We start from the raw sequence: 18,488 nt of genomic DNA on the forward strand, positions 1-18,488 counted from the left end.
TAAAGACGACAACTGTTTCTCGTAAAAATATAAGAATTTATAGTGAAAACCTATAAATTCTTATATTTTAAAAAGCTTCTGGGTTCAAAAAGCATTGGGTTCTTACGGCCCGCCGACTCCTCTCGCCAGAAGCTAAATTAAAATACTACAAGACTGTTGATCGGTGCCTAAAGATTAATATGCCTTTGCAAAAACCACAGTATGCTTGGCTGGTTGGCCACAGCATATGCAGACTTGCTTAGTCTCCGCTGGATCAAAAGGAATATTGCGGCTACCCGCACCTGTCTCTTCCTTAACTTTGGACTCGCATTCTTCGGAACCACACCATCCCGCTAGAGCAAATCCACGTTTTTCGTCCATCGAAGCTTTCATTTCCTCCAAGGAATCTACAGAATAGAAATGGTCCTCACGGAATTTCAGCGCACGTTCGAACATTTCATTGTGAACCTGTTCAAGCATTGTTTGAACCTCTTCTACGAGGTTTTCCTGTTGAATAACCTTCTTCTCACCAGTGACACGTGAGACGAGAACGCAGACGCCATTCTCCATATCGCGTGGTCCAAGCTCCAAACGTACTGGCACTCCACGCATTTCATATTCATTAAACTTCCAGCCTGGGGTAACATCTGAACGATCATCTACACGTACACGAACGCCAGCATTCTTCAATTCCTTAAACAGCTCGTCCGTCCGCCCAATCACAGCTTCGCGGGTCTTAGGAGGTCCGATAGGAATCATAATAACTTGCGTTGGAGCTACCTTAGGCGGCAGAACAAGACCGCGGTCATCTCCATGTACCATAATCAAGGAGCCAATCAAGCGAGTGGTTGAGCCCCATGAAGTAGTGTGTACATACTCCAAATTATTGTCACGGCTTAAATATTGAATCTCAAAAGCTGTGGCAAACTTGGTGCCAAGGTAATGTGAAGTAGCAGCCTGAACAGCGCGTCCATCCTTCATCATCGCTTCAATAGAATACGTATCTACCGCACCGGCAAAACGCTCGGAAGGTGTCTTTTGTCCGGTAATAACCGGAATGGCAAGATAGGTCTCGACAAAATCACGGTAGTTATCCAGCATCCGCATAGTTTCTTCACGAGCTTCCGCTTCATTCTCATGCGCGGTATGCCCTTCTTGCCAAAGAAACTCAGTAGTGCGGATAAATGGCAATGTACGTTTCTCCCAACGAACCACGTTCGCCCATTGATTGATAAGTACAGGAAGGTCACGATAAGATTGAATCCATTTGGAGTACATGTGGCCGAACATGGTCTCTGAAGTAGGACGAACTGCGAGACGTTCCTCAAGTACGTCACCACCCGCTTCTGTTACCCATGGCAGCTCTGGATTAAAGCCTTCAATGTGATCCTTTTCCTTCTGAAAGAAACTCTCTGGAATGAACACTGGAAAATAAGCGTTTCGATGCCCAGTTTCCTTGAGTCGACGGTTCATTTCCTCCTGAATATGCTCCCATATTTCATAGCCTTCTGGCTTAAATACAATACAGCCACGAACAGGAGAGTAATCCATCAAGTCTCCTTTTTTAATAACATCAATATACCAGCGTGAGAAATCCTCGCTTTGCGGCGTGATTTCCGTAACGAATTGTTTATCTTTTGCCATGTAATGGAATGCCTCCCGAAGAAAATTAGCCGCTGATCAAACGTAAAATATCATTATACGTAACAGCAATCATTAATAAAAATAGCAGTGCAAAACCTACAAAGTGAACCATGCCTTCATGACCCGGATCCACAGGTTTGCCACGCAGTGCCTCTACACCTAGGAATGCCAGACGGCTTCCATCGAGTGCCGGAATCGGCAAGAGGTTAAATATCCCCAGATATAGACTCAAAATAGCGGCCCAGTATGTAAGATACTGAATACCTTGTTGAGCAATTTGACCGGTTACTTCAAACGTACGAACCGGACCTCCAATATCATCCATATTGAATTTATTGATCAATTGTTTAAAGCCCAAAAAGATAGCTTCTGTCGTATCGACCATAGCTTTTCCTGAACCTGTTATCGTCTCGCCAAAACCAGCTTTACGAGTAGGCAGCTCAGGAGTGATGCCTATTTTACCGCCTTCTTGCCCTTCCATACTACGAGGAACTAGCGTAACGTTAAGGGTTTCCTCTCCCCGCTGCAGCGTCCAGTTCATTTCTTTCCCTTTGGACTCCGAGGTCAAGCTAATCATTTTTTGGTAATCAGCACCGATCTTCTCACCATTGATGGAGACAATGATGTCGCCCTTTTGGAGTCCTGCTTCTTGCGCAGGCATTCCTTCGGAGACGTCGCCAATCTTAACAAAAGTAGGATTTTCAACTTGAATACCGACCATTTGCAAATGGATGGCGAAGAGTACAAAGGCTAACAGAAAGTTCATCACAGGACCCGCAACAATAGCCAACGCACGCTGACCCACGGTCTTGCTGCCGAATTGACGATCTTTAGGTGCAATTTGTGTCTGTTGCGTTCCTTTAATCATCATCGCTTGCGGATGAACATCATAAGTAGTAACTTCTCCGTCCACATCTAAGGTAATCTGCAATTTATCCTCGAGATCGGTATTCAACGCCTCACCACGGATAACATTTCTACGGGTGTCTAGTGCATCCAGATAAATGTTTTTAACTTTATTGTCTTGTCCGAGCCTTACCGCAATGGTCTGTCCAGAACCAATCTCGACAATCTCAGGATCTTCACCAGCCATACGGGCATAACCGCCAAAAGGCAGTAAGCGAAGAGTGAACTGAGTCTCATTCCGTTTATAAGAAAACAGTTTCGGACCGAAACCGATAGCAAATTCCCTCACGAGAATACCGGCGCGTTTGGCAAAATAATAGTGACCCCATTCGTGTACAGTCACAAGTACAAAAAACATGAGCACCGTTAAAAAAACGACCTGAACCATTTCCAAACGTATCATCCCCCTTTAGGTGTAAGACCGAAGTATGTCCTCTTAATTTATCATTATTCTCCGATCAGGCACAAGAGAATCAACTGTCCCAACCTATTTTTAGGGCAAAGTAAGTATTTCCAGTCAAGCAATAACACCATCGGTGTCCCTTAAGGAGTCGGTACGCGTTTACGCGAGAAATATAAGGATACTGTATAAAGTGAAACTTATACTTTCTTATATTTCTAAAAGGAGATCTTTCAACGTTCTACAGCGTAGCTGCCAGTTCTCGAACACGTCTATCACAGGATTCAATTTGTTCCAGATTCGGATTATGCTCGTTATTATGACGATCTAGCACTTCTCCGATAATCTCCTCAATACGCAGGAACGAGATCTCATGACTCAAGAATCGAGCAACAGCTATTTCGTTCGCAGCATTAAAAGCCGTAGTCGCTGTTCCACCAGCTTTTCCACAATCTATCGCTAGCTTCAGTGCAGGGTAACGTTCAAAGTCCATTTCACGGAAGGTCAAACGTCCTATCTCTGCTAACGACAAACGCTGTGCCGGAGATTCCCAACGAGCTGGATAAGTAAGTGCATATTGAATCGGGACACGCATATCGGGATTGCCAAGCTGGGCAATAATACTGCTATCACGGAATTCAACATAAGAGTGAATGATGCTCTCCGGGTGCAGCAGCACATTCACTTGTTCATACGGAAGACCGAATAACCAATGCGCTTCAATAACCTCTAGGCCCTTGTTCACCATTGTAGCAGAATCTATCGTTATTTTCGCGCCCATGCTCCAATTCGGATGACGAAGCGCATCTTCTACCGTCACATCCTTAAGCTGATCACGCGTAAAGTCACGGAATGAGCCGCCGGATGCTGTTAAAGTAATATAGGCAATATCTGAGATGTTCTCGCCATTGAGACATTGATAAATAGCTGAATGCTCACTATCAATCGGCAACAGCTTAACTCCCTTACGATTAGCAAGATCAGTGACCAAATGTCCGGCCGTTACTAATGTCTCCTTATTGGCGAGTCCAATATGTTTGCCAGCTTCAATTGCCGCTAGTGTTGATTGAAGCCCTACGCTTCCCATAACAGCCGTTACGACCATTTCGGCATCGCCGCCAGCCGCCACTTCAACAAGCCCTTCATTCCCGCTGTAAAGCTCTATACCAGAAGGTAGGCTGGATCTAATCTCATCTGCCAGCTCTTTCGTTGCCACAGAGACTCTACGCGGGTTAAAACGACGAACTTGCTCCAGTAATAATGCTGTATTTGTTCCGGCCGCCAAGCCATCTACTTCAAAAGAGTCTGGGTGCATTGCGATGACATCTAGAGTCTGAGTGCCGATCGAACCCGTCGAACCTAGAACACTTATTTTTTTCATAGTTATACTCTCTCTCCCTTCGTTTAATAGTAAGGCATAAGCATTACAATATGTACGAATGGAAATACGATAATCCAGCTGTCACATCGATCAAGAATACCGCCATGCCCTGGCAAAAGTGTACCTGAGTCTTTAATGCCATACGCACGTTTATAAGCTGACTGCACAAGATCTCCAAGCTGTCCTAATATCGCACAAGAAAGCCCAATAAGCAATGCTCGTCCTATCGTCAAGTGTTCAGGAGCAAGCAGCGCAAACACGATAGAAATAAGCATCGAGATCAGTACCCCGCCAACAGCACCTTCCACCGTTTTGTTAGGACTGATGGCCGGCCAGAGCTTATTCTTGCCAAAGCTTCTGCCTACAAAATATGCCCCCGCATCACTGCCCCAAATGCAGAACAGGAGCAAAAAAGTCCAGAACAAACCATGTCCGTCATCCGATGCACGAGCCACGGCCATATAAGAGAAGCCCATTCCAATGTATACAATGCCAGTAAACAGCAAGGCTGTTACTCGAATATCTAATTTATTTTTAGTAAAAACGGTGACCAGAAGGAACAATAACAGCAGAATCCAAATCCCTTGCTCCCAGGACAACGGCTCATTAACACCAAGCAAATTCCATGGGATCATGAAGCTTAGAATAGCTGCGTAACCCAGAACAGTAGTACCGGAAAGCGTAGGAATACCTATCATTTTGACAAATTCATAAAAACCTATAAGAGCCATAGCAATAAGCAGAACCTGATACGGCCAGTTTCCCAGTACACATAACCCTAAAAATAATACTCCGGCAACAATTCCGGTAATCAATCGCTGCTTCAAAGGTTCCATCTCCTAACAAGCTACTTCAGTCCACCATAACGGCGTGTTCGTCGTTGATATTCAGCAACGGCCTGATGCAAATGCTCTTTGTCGAACTCAGGCCAGTACACATCAGTAAACCACAGTTCACTATAGGCAACCTGCCATAACATAAAATTGCTAAGCCGAATTTCTCCGCTTGTACGTATCAGCAAATCAGGATCGGGTAAACCAGCAGTTAATAGTCTGTTGTTAATCAACTCTGATGTAATTTCTTCTGGCGACAATATACCAGCTTGGATATCTTTCCCTAAACTGCGCATACAGCCTTCTATTTCATTGCGTCCACCATAGTTAAGAGCAAAATTTAAGATCAATCCAGTATTCTCTTTTGTTCGAGCTACCGCCTCTTCCATAGCCTTACGGGTATATGAAGGTAAAGCGTCAGCGTCACCCATCATGCGTACTTGAACATTCTTCTCGATTAGCTCATCAAGCTCAATCGCCAGAAACTCCCCAGGCAAACGCATCAAGTAATCGACTTCTTCTTTCGGGCGTATCCAGTTTTCTGTCGAGAACGCATACATCGTTAAGTATTTAATACCTAATTCGTCTGCAGCGATCGTAGCACGTTTGACAGCCTTCATGCCGTTCTGATGACCCATAACGCGCGGTAAGCCGCGCCGTTTAGCCCAGCGTCCATTACCATCCATTATCACAGCCACATGCCGGGGAATGTTATCCGGTGAAATCTCGACTGACTGTTGCCTGTCTTTACGGCTCAGCCACGCTTGAATCCGTTTGATCATTTCCGTTTCCTCCAAGCTCTTATCAGAAAGAGACAAACCCCACCATTAACGGAGGGGCCTTAAGTCTCTTGAATATCATTAAACTTCCATAATCTCTTTTTCTTTGGAAACAAGCACTTTGTCAACTTCGGCTATGAACTTATCCGTTGTTTTTTGAATGTCTTCCTGATGGCCACGGGACTCATCTTCAGAGATACCGTTTTTCTCCATCTTTTTAATATCATCGTTGGCATCACGGCGAATGTTGCGGATCGCAACTTTCGCTTCTTCACCAAACTTTTTAGTCAGCTTAACCAAGTCCGTCCGACGCTCTTCAGTCAGCGGAGGGATAGAAAGACGAATAATGGTGCCGTCATTGGCAGGTGTCAATCCGATATCGGATTTCATGATCGCCCGTTCAATATCAGACATCGATGTTTTGTCCCACGGCTGAATCAACAGTGTCCGGGAATCCGGAGTACTAATGTTGGCCAGCTGATTAATTGGAGTAGGTGCCCCGTAATATTCAACTTGAATACGATCGAGAAGCGATGTTGTTGCACGTCCTGCACGTAATGTCGCCAAGTCACGTTTCAGCGATGAAATCGCTTTTTCCATACGCTCTTCAGCATTTTTTTTGACCGATTGTGGCATTAATCTACACTCCCTTTAACAATCGTTCCGATCTTCTCACCGAGAACGACACGTTTGATATTGCCTTGTTCTGTAATGGCAAATACAATGAGCGGTATATTGTTATCCATGCATAAAGATGAAGCTGTTGAATCCATAACACCGAGGTTTTTGTTCAGAACATCCATATAAGTAAGCTGTTCGAATTTCTCAGCGGTACTATCTTTGAACGGATCAGCAGAATATACTCCATCAACCTTATTTTTCGCCATCAGAATAACTTCTGCTTCGATCTCTGCCGCTCTAAGTGCTGCAGTAGTATCTGTTGAGAAGAATGGGTTACCTGTGCCTGCTGCAAAAATAACAACACGGCCCTTCTCCAAGTGGCGAATCGCACGACGACGAATGTATGGTTCAGCAATTTGCTGCATCGAGATTGAAGTCTGTACTCTTGTTGGCACATCGATTTGCTCCAATGCATCCTGCAGTGCAAGTGAGTTCATTACTGTTGCCAGCATGCCCATATAATCTGCAGTAGCGCGATCTATGCCGCTTGCGCTGCCCGCGATCCCGCGCCAAATGTTCCCCCCGCCACAAACAATCGCAACCTGAACGCCAAGTTCTACAACTTCCTTGATCTGTTCAGCGATGGAAATAATCATGTCGGCATCAATACCATATCCGTTTTGTCCTGCCAAAGACTCTCCACTTACCTTAAGGACTACTCTCTTAAATACCGGCTGTTCCAAATGTATACCCTCACTTTCTGCAAAAGACGGAACACTACGTGTACGTGTTCCGCTCTTCTGATACTTGCCTTTATTCAATTCTTCACATTTATGATGAAACTATTATTGATTAACTTGTGCCATAACTTCTTCAACAAAGTTATCCACTTTCTTTTCCAAACCTTCGCCTAGTTCAAAACGAGCAAAACGACGGATCGAGATGTTTTCTCCGATGGTGCTGATTTTTTCATTCAACAATTGGGAGATTGTTTTGTCAGGGTCTTTAACGAAAGTTTGCTCAAGCAAGCAATATTCTTCGTAATATTTACCAATACGTCCTTCAACCATTTTTTCAATGATTTTCTCAGGCTTACCTTCGTTCAAAGCTTGAGCTTTCAGGATTTCTTTTTCTTTTTCAACATCTTCTTGTGGAACTTCTTCACGACGAACATAACGCGGGTTTGCTGCAGCGATTTGCATAGCGATATCGCGAGCAAATTCCTTGAAGGAATCTGTTTTACCAACAAAGTCAGTTTCGCAGTTGATTTCTACAAGTACACCAATACGGCCGCCAGCGTGGATGTAAGATTCTACAACGCCTTCAGTAGCAATACGTCCTGCTTTGTTCGCTGCTGCGGACAGACCTTTTTCACGAAGCAATTCTGCTGCTTTAGTGATATCGTTATTAGCTTCTTCAAGCGCTTTTTTACAATCAAGCATACCAGCGCCTGTTCTTTCACGAAGTTCTTTTACTGCTTTTGCATCAACTGCCATTGTTTATTCCCTCCAGGTAATTGTCGTTTTCTTACATTATTCAAGGCCTTTATCCTAAAAAAAGGGCAGTGAGAGGTTATCCACCTGCCAACCACCCTTTTCATTTAAGTTCTTGTATGTGTTAGTCGCTACTTAAGCAGTAGTTGTGTCTTCGCCTTGGTGAGCTTCAACAACAGCGTCTGCCATTTTACCAGTCAACAATTTAACAGCGCGGATAGCGTCGTCGTTACCTGGAATTACGTAGTCGATTTCGTCTGGATCACAGTTAGTATCAACGATAGCTACGATTGGAATACCCAATTTGCGAGCTTCTGCAACTGCAATACGCTCTTTACGCGGGTCAATGATGAACAGCGCGCTTGGAAGACCTTTCATGTTCTTGATACCGCCCAAGAATTTTTCAAGACGATCTTTCTCTTTGCGAAGAAGGATAACTTCTTTCTTAGGTAGTACTTCAAAAGTACCGTCTTCTTCCCAAGATTCCAATTTCTTCAAGCGATCAATACGCTTTTGGATAGTTTGGAAGTTGGTAAGAGTTCCGCCCAACCAACGTTGGTTAATGAAGAACATACCGGAACGTTCTGCTTCTTCTTTTACGGAATCTTGAGCTTGTTTCTTTGTTCCTACGAATAGGATTGTGCCGTTGTCACCAGCGACGCTTTTTACAAAGTTGTAAGCTTCCTCTACCTTTTTGACTGTTTTTTGCAAGTCAATAATGTAAATTCCGTTTCTTTCAGTGAAGATATAACGATCCATCTTTGGGTTCCAACGACGAGTCTGGTGACCGAAGTGTACCCCAGCTTCTAGAAGCTGTTTCATGGAGATTACTGCCATCTTCACACACCTCCTAAGTTTGGTTTATTGTGTGTCTCCTCCGCCATGCGTCATCTTTCAGCAAGACTTTCTTCAGAAGAAAGCACCCCTTGTCGAAATCAACCGGCGTGTGTTTTAACACCGTCAATTACTATACCATATTATCTCAGTGTATGCAACGATCACTTTAAAGTTATTAATTTCTCTATTATCGAGTCAATACTTTCTCCCTTATTAAAGCTATAAGAACCGGATTGAATTTTGGTATTAATCTTACGTTTGTTTGCAGCCTCTAGAAAAGTAGACTTATCTTTAATGACGCCAGCCTTCGCTAAAATATCTGTTGTTGCGGTCAATGTGCTGCCAGATGGAATTCGAACAGAAACACTAGCATTTGCTGTGACTTTAGGCGTTACAGGAGCTACAGCGGTTGGAGCGGCACTGGCCTTTGGAGTGACCTTTGGCTGCTCAACCTTGCCGTTAGTAGGCGTAGATGGCTTGTTCGGCGCAATGGCTTTATCAGAGCTCTCAGGCGTTGTAGGTGACACTGCCGGCGTGGGGGAGGCTGCAGCAGCCGGCGCAGAGGGGCTGACGTTCTCCTTGCTTTCTGCTGTCGCCCCCCCGGTCTCTGTGACTTCCTCTTTATTATCATTCTCAGTTTCCCCTGAGGAAGGTACTGCAGCTTCATCGATGACTTTCATATTCAGTTTCTCCGCACCCTGTAGAACTTGTTCTTTGGTAAGTGGAGCCGCTCCACCGGAGATCATTAATTGAAGTAATAAAGCGCCAGTAATTAGTCCTGTGCCTAGCCCGAACAAGAATGAACGGTTCTTAATCATACCGATTCCTCCTGTTTGGCAAGTTGCAGAATCAGTTGCACTTCCCCTCGCTGAAGTCCAGCTGTCTTGGCAATGGAGTCTATCGATTTGCCCTGCTCATGCAGTTCAAACAATCTTGGGTAACGTAATTTTATCGAACTAATAGGTTTCGCTTTCACATCTGGCGACACTGAACTCATCTCTGCTGGGAGAGACGGATCTTCGTTTACACCAACTTTAACCTTCGAACCTTGTTCAACCGACACTGCAAGTTCTTTCAAACTCTTTTCTTCCTCGGCCACTCGTGCTTCTAGCTTTAAAGAGCTGTTCTGCAACTCTACCACTTGACTCTGTAATTCATTAACCTGTCCCTGCAGTACATTATGATTAGTTTGCGATTGTTGTTTAATACTACTAACTAATTGTACCAGTTCCTCATTCTCGCGCTCTATGTCTGCCATATATAGCTCAAGCGCAGCCTCTGTATCTTTGAGGCTTTGCTGATTAGCTTTTCCTTCCTTTACACGTGCGGGAAGTAAAAGGGCATAAAGAATAGCGGCGACACCTACTAGCACAATATAAACCCATGGTTGCAAGTGCCTTATCTCCTTTTACATATCAGATGTAGATTCGTGTAGATTCTTATTAAAGACTTAGATCAATGCGTTGGCCTTTGTAAGGATGCTCAGCATCACGGGTTGCAGGCGGGTTCGAATGTTTATCTGACGAAGAATTGCCACCTGAATGCTGATTGCCTTTTCCACCGCCATCCCGTAAAGCTGATTCAGAAGACTCATCCACTTCAGTGCTCCGCATGGCCAATTCCTGACTTTGTTTTACATTTTGCCCAGCCAATTGATGTTGGTCGATAGCAGGACGTTGCTGAGATTCATTCTGAAGCTTACCCGCCTCCGTGGTGCGAGGCAAAGCAATTTGCAGTTCCACCGGTTTTAGGCTCATCTTAACCCTTCTCTCACAAGTAATGGCCGGCCGCAAATGCTGCCCGCCCGATTAATTGTACGGCGTTAAAGATATATCCCCATCACTGTAAATAAACACAACCCGCTCCGTAGCATCCTTAACAAATCGGGTATATCTGCCGATCATGATCTTTGAACCGCCATAAATGGTTTTGATAACCTCAACTCTCGCTCTACCTGTATCTTCTAACATTCTTTCTATCTCTAGCACTCGTTCTTTAATTCTTTTTTCTTCACGTTGATGGGATTGTTTAGTAGCATTTAATTTGACGCGAAGCGCCACTTTATCCGCAGGGAGCTGACCGTTAGTAGCCAATTGATTTAATAGATACAAAGCTTTAGAGGTTTTATCCTCGTTCTCCAGCAGCTGCCGCAGCTCTTGACGAAGTTCGTTAATCTCATTTCTAAGCTCTGGAACCACGCCTACCTCAATCACAGTCGCAGTGGACATGGTGTTACCTATAGTTCTTGCTACAACTCTTTCTCCAGACTGAACGATTCCACCCACTATCAAACCTTTAGAGCCGTTACAGATAACATCTCTACCAGCACGTATATTGGAGTGCATAATACTCTGAGAAACAATTACATCTTCACCAGCGGTTACGTTTCCATCTTGAATGAAAGAAACCTTCACACTTTTTCCAGCGGTAACTTGGCCTTTGTTATATCCGATAATTCCACCAGTAATTTCAATGGAGCCCCCAGAGATTAACTCTGCACCTTCAACGCCGCCTACAACCCGAATATCACCGGCAGACTTTACAGTGAAGCCTGAAAGGACATTCCCACGTATGACGACTGTACCTACAAAATCAATATTTCCAGTGCCGTAATCGACATCACCATTCACTTCATATACAGGAAACACATTGATTTTCCCGTTATCAGTTAACGTGACCAGTCCATCAATCGCTGCGTACATCGAAGTGCCATCGTTATCAATGAGTACATTTTTCCCGATTTTAAAATGAGCTTCCTTTCCAGCCTTGAAAGCAAGCTCATCACCAGTTACAGTCATCCCTAACTTTCCAGGCTGGGCAGGGATAATTTTAGCTATTAACTTTCCTTTAAGCACATTACGAAGCCGGACCAAGTCCTTGTAGTCGACCTTACCATCCGCTTTCTCAAGCGGTTTGCGGTCCTCTTCCAGATCAACTGTAAGCATAACTCGTCCATCCGTGCCATGCACAGCAGGATAACCTGCAGCAATCGGAACTTTACTCCAAAAAAACTCCTCAGGATGACTACTAATACGTTCGACAACATCACTCTTGATACCGTAGCGAATATTGTGACTGTGCAGGAAGGCTTCCAGTTCTGTAGATGAGCAGGAAAAATTCTCATCCTTTTTGGAGAACTGCAAATACGCGATTCCTTTGTCCTCCGAAAAAGTTATACTCAAGTACTGATTCAAAGCATATTGACCGATCAAATTTTGCTCCCCCTTGTCACCGCTAACGGTTAATCGTTCTGCATAAGGAGATCACGGTTCTTCTCGAGCGTTCCCCTCAGCCGCAAAATAGCTTTGGAATGCAACTGCGAAATTCTTGAAGGAGATAACGACATGACCTCAGCAATCTCACTTAAAGATAAATCTTCATAATATAAAAGGGACACAACGGTCCTTTCTTTCACCGTTAATTTCTCAATACCTTTGGTGAGCGCTTCGCGCAAGTAGAATTCATTTACCTTGCTATCCGGATTCTTAGCTTTATCGTCCACCAGTATGGACATTCGGGTCTCTGATTCCTCTTCACGAATCGGGTCTTCCAGTGAACAAAGTGACATCACAGCCACATCCTGCAACATATTTTGAAATTCCAGTTCACTAATATTAAGGTATTGGCTCATTTCCTCGTCACTAACTGACCTTAAGTGCTTCTGCTCCAGCTGCTGATAAGCGTCCTCAATTTTTTTAGCTTTTTCCCTAACGGATCTAGGTACCCAATCACTTTGGCGTAATGAATCTAATATCGCACCACGCACACGCCAGGACGCATAGGTCTGAAATTGCAATCCTCGTTTGTAGTCGAATTTCTCAATCGCATCAATTAGTCCCATAACCCCATTACTGGCTAAATCATCTTTGGATACATTTTTGGGTAATCCCACAGCCAAACGACTGGATACATAATCAACAATATGGAGATAACTCTCTATCAGCTTCTTTTTGGCATCAGGGTCTCTGTGTTCTTTCCACTGTTCCCATAGCTCGTCAGTTTCCAATTGAGAAGCTTTACGCTCGTTCAATAGCTTTCACCCTTCCCAAAGTTTAGTCAGCGAGCATTCGCGGCGAAATGTACCTTCCAATAAGATCACCGATTCCGCCTCAGCCCTCACTTATTCTTCTTTCAGGTGACGAACGGCCTTGGCCAATTCTTCAGGATCCTTCATCGAAACTAGCTTAGGAGGTGTAAGAGGCTTAAATCCCTCGCTATTTTCGTTTCCTTGTCCTGGCTTCGGTTTTAGTAGATTGATTAATTCTTCATCCTCATTAGGCGTGCTGATATCCAGCTTCGCCCCAAGTTCTTCACCACCAGTATCCACTTCATCCGGAGGCGATGTTTGAATCATAATAAAACCCAATACCCATCTTACGAGGAAAGCAAGCAGAAACCAGATGATAAATGCAATTAGGCTTCTTAATAAACTAGTACCCAATACATTGTTACTGTAGGTTACAAAAAAGGTAAATATGAAACCTACCAAACCCGACACCAAGTTTATCAAAATGTTTCCAATCATATTCATAATTATAGTTCCTTAGCGCCTTTTTGCACACTGCGAATAAACAATATACCAGTGTTGCAGGCTATTTCTATCGTACGGCCATAATTGCCGCCTGTGTCTTCTGCGATTAACGGAATTTTTAAATTTTCAAGTGCTAGTTTACAAGATTCAACATTACGAGGCCCGATCCTCATGGTGTCGCTCCCCCCGGCAAAGGCAAACATTTGTGAACCTCCGGCCATCTTGGCTACGATCCGGCTCCGAACCGCCCCAAGCTCTAGCAGACGGGATAAGAGCTCCGGCACTGCAGTATCTGCAAACTTAGCGATGTTTAACTGCCCTTCCCTAGCAATCTCAGATGATGGGAGCATTACATGCGCCATCCCTGCAAGCTTTTTTCCAGGGTCAAACAATGTTAATCCCACGCAGGAGCCAAGACCTGTGGTACGAATTAAACTGTCTTGGCTACCCACGTTAAGATCCGCCATCCCTACTTTAATAATGCTTTGTTCTTCAATCATTTTCAAAAGGAACTCCTAGCGATTTGAAGATTTTCGGGAATGATTCCGGATCGGGAATAAGGAAAAATTGCCCTTCAATTTCGTTTTTCCCTTCGAAGAAGGTAGTGTCGATCAACAATGCATCGTCCCCCATCTGCCCGAATTGCAGCAGACCGTAGCTAAGGATAGCGCCAGCCATGTCCATAGCAAGGGCCGGCACCGTTGGATACATAGAAAGTGCGGTGAAATCTGCTAGAGAAGAAAGATACGATCCTGCCAAAATATTGCCAATTTCGCTTAGTGCAGAGAGCTCCATTTCTCCAAGCTCTTCATTACTCGATAGCTCAATGCCCGCAATACGACTAAGTAAGTTCATAGCCGCTTCTGGTGACAGAATGAAAAACAGGTTACCTGGAGCTTCACCCTCCACACGTAGAAACACCGCATATACAAGTTCTTCGGCTCCGCCAACTTTATCTGTTATTTCTTCAAAGTTAAGGAGCTGTACCTTAGGAACAGCCATATCTATCGGCTTATTCAAGAGCTGTGATAATGCGGTGGCTGCATTTCCAGCTCCAATGTTCCCAACTTCCTTAAGCACATCCATTTTGAAATCTTTATAGTGCTTAAATAGTTCCACAGGTTAGCCCTCTAGGCTTTCTAATTGAACGATTTCGCTTTTGTTAAGCACTTCTGACAAGTTAAGCATAATCAGTAAGCGCTCGTCTCCAATCTTGGCCACCCCATCCAAATACTTTGCCTTGATGCCGCCAACAACATCAGGAGGTGTATCAATAGAATCTCTGTTCAAATCTATAACATCATTTGCAGAGTCTACAATGAAGCCTACTTCCATTTCATTAACAGACACGATGATGATTCTTGTCTGATCGGTGTGTTCAGCCTCTTCGATGCCGAAACGGCCCCGTAGATCAATTACAGGAATAACAACCCCACGTAAATTAATTACACCTTTGATAAATGAATAGGTCTTAGGTACACGAGTAATGGGCATCATGCGCTCAATAGTTTGTACCTTTTCAACTTCAATTCCATATTCCTCTACGCCTAATTTAAACACTATCACTTTAATATCTTCAGCCATGGAATGAACCTCCCTGTTCTATCCTAGTTATTTAATAAAAGCGTTCGGATCAATAATAAGTGCTACTTGACCATCACCAAGAATGGTTGCGCCAGATATTCCTTGTACATCAGGCAAATATTTACCCAGATTCTTAATCACAACCTCGTTCTGGCCAATAAAATCCTGTACTGCTAAGGCAACTAATCTTTCTCCCTTGCGCACCACTACGATTTCTGTTTCTTCTTCGGTACTCTCATCATAATCTGGTACTGAAAAGAGACGACTTAGCGAAACCAGAGGAATATGCGAATCACGGAATTCTACCATTTTATTGCCATGGATTGTACGGATCTGAGATTGCTTCACGATTCCGGTTTCCACTATAGAGGTCAAAGGAATGGCATACTTCTCGGAACCTAATCGGATAAGCATTGCAGCAATGATTGATAGAGTTAAAGGCAGCTGCACTGAGAAATTTGTTCCTTTACCTGGAGCAGAATAAATCGTTACATTGCCGCCTAAAGAAGAAATCTTAGATTTCACTACATCCAGCCCTACCCCGCGGCCTGAAACATCAGAAATGACCTCTGCTGTACTGAAGCCTGGGGCAAATAACAACTGAAAAGCTTCATCGTCCGACATACTGGCTGCCTGCTCTTGTGTTATAACACCCTTCTTCACAGCAGATTTCAGAACCTTCTCCGGATAAATCCCTGTTCCATCTTCTTCGATCTCAATGAAGACGTGATTACCACTGTGGAAAGCCCGCAAATAGACCGTTCCGGTCTCAGGCTTACCAGCAGCAACACGATCCGCAATGGATTCGATACCATGGTCAACTGCATTACGCAATAAATGCACCAGCGGATCCCCGATTTCGTCAATGACCGTTCGGTCCAGCTCAGTTTCTGCTCCTGTGATGATAAGATCTACTTTTTTGTCTAGTGACTTGGCTAGATCACGAATCATACGTGGGAATCGGTTAAATACTGTATCTACTGGAACCATCCGCAGCTTCATTACAATATTCTGGAGATCTCCGCTTACCCGGCCCATATGCTCAACCGTTTCTGTAAGATCACCATTTTGAACCTCAGAAGCCAGCTGTTCCAATCGGACACGGTCGATAAGAAGTTCACTGAATAAATTCATCAACACGTCCAAACGTTCAATATCTACACGAATGGTACGTGATGGTGCCCCACCTGTTTTGTGAGCTGCCGGTTTGTTCCCTTCTTCTTTGGTTGGCAGGGGTTTAGCGGCAGAAGCCGCAGGTGTAGCTGCTGCTGGAGCCTCAGTAGTCGTGGCAGCCACTTCAGAGGCTGCTGCTGCTGTTTCTTGACCCAGCTGTTGCAGAGAGTCTTGATCCAATGCTACTGCCGATACCTTATCAATCTCAGACAGATTTAGTATCATAGCCTGAATTTGATCAGCACTTTTTTGAGTTATGTAATAGAGAGAGAAGCTTTGATCAAATTTCTCTTGTTCAATATCCTGAACGGATGGGAAGGATTTAACCACTTCACCTGAACGCTCCAAAAGATCAAACACCATATATGCACGTACTGCCTTAAGCTGACAATCCTTGCGAATGGTTACGTCCACATATAATACTTGATGTCCTTCTTGAATCGACTGTTCTAGAACAGAAAATTGAAACTCATCTAAATGAATCGGGGTTTCAACCGCTTGTGCAGCAGGTCCTGAGACAGAAGCTGCCTCACCACCCGCAACAGGAATCTCTCCCCGGACTATAGCCTGTAAGGAGGAGACGATAGACGAAACATCCGCTTTACCCTCGCCTCCTCCCGTAATATCCTCAACCATAGACTCCAAGGCATCCAAACTTTTGAACAACGTATCAAAAATGAAATCCTGCATGCGCAGTTTGTTGTTGCGTACCAAATCAAGAACATTTTCCATTTGGTGTGTGAGTGAAGCCAAATCTTCAAAGCCCATAGTTGCTGCCATACCTTTTAAGGTATGCGCAGAGCGGAATATTACCTGTACAATACTAATGTCCTCAGGATTCGCTTCCAGCCCCATCATGCTCTCGTTCAATGACTGCAGATGATCGTTCGACTCATCAATAAACATGGATAAATATTGGTTCATGTCCATCAGTGAGCACCTCCCCTTTGAGTTCGCTTTTCTGTTATTTAACAGCTTGCACCAGCCTTGGAGCAATTTCTTGCAAAGGCAGTACGTGCTGGACGCACTGTAATTCCACCGCAGATCGCGGCATTCCATATACGACACAAGTTTCTTCGCTTTCAGCAAAGGTTGAGGTTACCCCAGAGTCGTATAAGGATTTCATCATTCTTGCCCCATCACTACCCATCCCTGTCATTAGTAACAAATGACGTTCTAACGATGTGAGCGGCAGCAATGATTCAAATAAAACATCCACAGAAGGTCGATGGCCATTACGTGCCTCCTCCTTTGTGAGTACAACCGCATATTGCCCTCTAGAGGATGGGACAACTTGTAAATGATAGCCTCCAGGTGCTATATAAGCAGTTCCTTTTTGCAATATCATCCCCTGCTCAGCTTCAATCACTTCTAGCGGGCTGAAGGTATTCAGTCGCTGGGCTAGTGATTTGGTAAAGTTAGGCGGCATATGCTGCACAATAACAATAGGCGCTGGAAAATCTGCAGGAATCTTCTCCAGAAATACCTTTAGAGCACGTGGTCCACCTGTAGAGCACCCCACGGCAACCAACTTTTGCAGATCATTACTCCCATACTTCCGGACCTGAGGATTTGCAGGAGCGTCAGAAGACACTTCCACTTTAGGTTTAGGCAACGGTTTTGGTGGGGTAGCGTTATTCTCTACTCTTGACCTTGCATTACTCTTTTCTGATAAAGGTGGTGGAGTAGAGATTAATGGTTTTGCTGCTCTTTTAGGAACAGTATGATCTAACGGCTGCTTCACCCGCGGTTTTTTGGTCACTTCATTTTTGAGTGAAGCTTTAGGTTCTACCTTGGGTTTGCCGGGCATCACTCTCGGTACAGTTGGCGGTGCGACTTCTACTGGCGGTATGTCTGGCAACTTAAATGCAGAAGCACGTGCTTCGCGCTGCTCCCGGGCCATCATAGCCTCTTTCATTTGTTCCCTTAAGGATTCTCCCACTCCCATGATATCCTGAGAGTTGGTAATCGAAGGTTTACGAATAAAGTCAAAAGCGCCCCATTCCAGTGCAAGAATGGTTTCCTTCATGCCCTCTTCATTGATCCCTGACAGCATAATCACTGGCAGAGGGTCTGAGGCCATTATTATTTTCAGCGCTTCCAGGCCGTTCATTTCTGGCATTTCTACATCCATAGTAACCAGATCTGGACGAAGCTCATTGATTTTTTCGATAGCCTCACGACCGTTTTTTGCTGTTGCCGTCACCTGAAAGTCAGCGTCATTTTCAATTAAATCGGAAATGATCTTGCGCATAAATGCCGAATCATCAACAACCAATACTTTATATGGCTTCATATCATTTCCACCTCTGTCCCAAATTCAGAAC

General features: G+C 44.3%; 20 protein-coding genes. All 20 read right to left on the reverse strand.

The features are described 5' to 3' along the window. Positions 1-174: 174 nt before the first annotated feature. Entirely contained in the window at positions 175-1,623 is a 1,449-nt protein-coding gene (gene proS / locus MHH89_RS09780; RefSeq protein WP_036688477.1) for a proline--tRNA ligase, read from the reverse strand. Positions 1,624-1,648: 25 nt separating this feature from the next. Next, positions 1,649-2,923, reverse strand: coding sequence for an RIP metalloprotease RseP (rseP, locus tag MHH89_RS09785; protein WP_076127839.1), 1,275 nt, complete (start codon positions 2,921-2,923; stop codon positions 1,649-1,651). Between the two features lie 247 nt (positions 2,924-3,170). Next, positions 3,171-4,310: a 1-deoxy-D-xylulose-5-phosphate reductoisomerase gene (locus tag MHH89_RS09790; protein ID WP_076127837.1), complete on the reverse strand. Its 1,140-nt coding sequence runs from the start codon at positions 4,308-4,310 to the stop codon at positions 3,171-3,173. Between the two features lie 23 nt (positions 4,311-4,333). Further along, positions 4,334-5,137 carry a phosphatidate cytidylyltransferase gene (locus tag MHH89_RS09795; RefSeq protein ID WP_076127836.1) on the reverse strand — a complete coding sequence of 268 codons (804 nt, stop codon included), beginning with the start codon at positions 5,135-5,137 and terminating at the stop codon, positions 4,334-4,336. 20 nt (positions 5,138-5,157) lie between these two features. After that, positions 5,158-5,925 carry an isoprenyl transferase gene (locus MHH89_RS09800; RefSeq protein ID WP_076127834.1) on the reverse strand — a complete coding sequence of 256 codons (768 nt, stop codon included), beginning with the start codon at positions 5,923-5,925 and terminating at the stop codon, positions 5,158-5,160. Positions 5,926-6,003: 78 nt separating this feature from the next. After that, on the reverse strand, positions 6,004-6,558 hold the full coding sequence (gene frr / locus MHH89_RS09805; RefSeq protein WP_076127832.1) for a ribosome recycling factor: 555 nt from the start codon (positions 6,556-6,558) through the stop codon (positions 6,004-6,006). Next, complete coding sequence (gene pyrH, locus MHH89_RS09810) at positions 6,558-7,286, reverse strand: UMP kinase (RefSeq protein WP_036688491.1); 729 nt, start codon at positions 7,284-7,286, stop codon at positions 6,558-6,560. The genes frr and pyrH overlap by 1 nt, the downstream gene beginning before the upstream one ends. Before the next feature lie 102 nt (positions 7,287-7,388). Beyond that, on the reverse strand, positions 7,389-8,039 hold the full coding sequence (tsf, locus tag MHH89_RS09815) for a translation elongation factor Ts (RefSeq protein ID WP_036688492.1): 651 nt from the start codon (positions 8,037-8,039) through the stop codon (positions 7,389-7,391). 132 nt (positions 8,040-8,171) lie between these two features. After that, positions 8,172-8,873: a 30S ribosomal protein S2 gene (gene rpsB, locus MHH89_RS09820; protein WP_036688493.1), complete on the reverse strand. Its 702-nt coding sequence runs from the start codon at positions 8,871-8,873 to the stop codon at positions 8,172-8,174. 161 nt (positions 8,874-9,034) lie between these two features. Further along, positions 9,035-9,691 carry an endolytic transglycosylase MltG gene (locus tag MHH89_RS09825; protein ID WP_076127830.1) on the reverse strand — a complete coding sequence of 219 codons (657 nt, stop codon included), beginning with the start codon at positions 9,689-9,691 and terminating at the stop codon, positions 9,035-9,037. After that, positions 9,688-10,266, reverse strand: coding sequence for a hypothetical protein (locus tag MHH89_RS09830; protein WP_076127828.1), 579 nt, complete (start codon positions 10,264-10,266; stop codon positions 9,688-9,690). The genes MHH89_RS09825 and MHH89_RS09830 overlap by 4 nt, the downstream gene beginning before the upstream one ends. A 49-nt stretch (positions 10,267-10,315) precedes the next feature. Further along, positions 10,316-10,630, reverse strand: coding sequence for a hypothetical protein (locus tag MHH89_RS09835; protein WP_076127826.1), 315 nt, complete (start codon positions 10,628-10,630; stop codon positions 10,316-10,318). Positions 10,631-10,681: 51 nt separating this feature from the next. Then, positions 10,682-12,085 (reverse strand): DUF342 domain-containing protein, encoded by a 1,404-nt coding sequence (locus MHH89_RS09840; protein ID WP_036688497.1) that lies wholly within the window; start codon positions 12,083-12,085, stop codon positions 10,682-10,684. A 29-nt stretch (positions 12,086-12,114) separates the two neighbouring features. After that, complete coding sequence (locus MHH89_RS09845) at positions 12,115-12,903, reverse strand: FliA/WhiG family RNA polymerase sigma factor (RefSeq protein WP_076127824.1); 789 nt, start codon at positions 12,901-12,903, stop codon at positions 12,115-12,117. A gap of 90 nt (positions 12,904-12,993) precedes the next feature. Continuing rightward, entirely contained in the window at positions 12,994-13,404 is a 411-nt protein-coding gene (locus MHH89_RS09850; RefSeq protein ID WP_370510671.1) for a hypothetical protein, read from the reverse strand. 2 nt (positions 13,405-13,406) lie between these two features. Beyond that, entirely contained in the window at positions 13,407-13,904 is a 498-nt protein-coding gene (locus MHH89_RS09855) for a chemotaxis protein CheD (protein WP_036688499.1), read from the reverse strand. Further along, on the reverse strand, positions 13,897-14,490 hold the full coding sequence (locus tag MHH89_RS09860) for a chemotaxis protein CheC (protein WP_282579874.1): 594 nt from the start codon (positions 14,488-14,490) through the stop codon (positions 13,897-13,899). Before MHH89_RS09860 ends, MHH89_RS09855 begins: the two co-directional genes overlap by 8 nt. Positions 14,491-14,526: 36 nt before the next feature. After that, complete coding sequence (locus tag MHH89_RS09865) at positions 14,527-14,988, reverse strand: chemotaxis protein CheW (RefSeq protein WP_036688501.1); 462 nt, start codon at positions 14,986-14,988, stop codon at positions 14,527-14,529. 27 nt (positions 14,989-15,015) lie between these two features. Then, positions 15,016-17,091 (reverse strand): chemotaxis protein CheA, encoded by a 2,076-nt coding sequence (locus MHH89_RS09870; protein ID WP_076281609.1) that lies wholly within the window; start codon positions 17,089-17,091, stop codon positions 15,016-15,018. A gap of 34 nt (positions 17,092-17,125) precedes the next feature. Then, positions 17,126-18,457: a protein-glutamate methylesterase/protein-glutamine glutaminase gene (locus MHH89_RS09875; protein ID WP_076127819.1), complete on the reverse strand. Its 1,332-nt coding sequence runs from the start codon at positions 18,455-18,457 to the stop codon at positions 17,126-17,128. Between the last annotated feature and the right edge of the window lie 31 nt (positions 18,458-18,488).

This window comes from Paenibacillus sp. FSL H7-0323 (genome assembly GCF_038002725.1).
Classification (GTDB): Bacteria; Bacillota; Bacilli; order Paenibacillales; family Paenibacillaceae; genus Paenibacillus_AQ; species Paenibacillus_AQ odorifer.

Excerpts from the sequence above, each read along its gene's own strand:
- rpsB (WP_036688493.1), bottom strand. The coding sequence starts at position 8,873 with ATGGCAGTAATCTCCATGAAACAGCTTCTAGAAGCTGGGGTACACTTC.
- proS (WP_036688477.1), bottom strand. The coding sequence starts at position 1,623 with ATGGCAAAAGATAAACAATTCGTTACGGAAATCACGCCGCAAAGCGAG.
- MHH89_RS09850 (WP_370510671.1), bottom strand. The coding sequence starts at position 13,404 with ATGAATATGATTGGAAACATTTTGATAAACTTGGTGTCGGGTTTGGTA.
- MHH89_RS09865 (WP_036688501.1), bottom strand. The coding sequence starts at position 14,988 with ATGGCTGAAGATATTAAAGTGATAGTGTTTAAATTAGGCGTAGAGGAA.
- MHH89_RS09790 (WP_076127837.1), bottom strand. The coding sequence starts at position 4,310 with ATGAAAAAAATAAGTGTTCTAGGTTCGACGGGTTCGATCGGCACTCAG.
- tsf (WP_036688492.1), bottom strand. The coding sequence starts at position 8,039 with ATGGCAGTTGATGCAAAAGCAGTAAAAGAACTTCGTGAAAGAACAGGC.
- MHH89_RS09800 (WP_076127834.1), bottom strand. The coding sequence starts at position 5,925 with ATGATCAAACGGATTCAAGCGTGGCTGAGCCGTAAAGACAGGCAACAG.
- frr (WP_076127832.1), bottom strand. The coding sequence starts at position 6,558 with ATGCCACAATCGGTCAAAAAAAATGCTGAAGAGCGTATGGAAAAAGCG.
- MHH89_RS09860 (WP_282579874.1), bottom strand. The coding sequence starts at position 14,490 with ATGGATGTGCTTAAGGAAGTTGGGAACATTGGAGCTGGAAATGCAGCC.
- MHH89_RS09835 (WP_076127826.1), bottom strand. The coding sequence starts at position 10,630 with ATGAGCCTAAAACCGGTGGAACTGCAAATTGCTTTGCCTCGCACCACG.
- MHH89_RS09870 (WP_076281609.1), bottom strand. The coding sequence starts at position 17,091 with ATGGACATGAACCAATATTTATCCATGTTTATTGATGAGTCGAACGAT.
- MHH89_RS09825 (WP_076127830.1), bottom strand. The coding sequence starts at position 9,691 with ATGATTAAGAACCGTTCATTCTTGTTCGGGCTAGGCACAGGACTAATT.
- MHH89_RS09875 (WP_076127819.1), bottom strand. The coding sequence starts at position 18,457 with ATGAAGCCATATAAAGTATTGGTTGTTGATGATTCGGCATTTATGCGC.
- MHH89_RS09855 (WP_036688499.1), bottom strand. The coding sequence starts at position 13,904 with ATGATTGAAGAACAAAGCATTATTAAAGTAGGGATGGCGGATCTTAAC.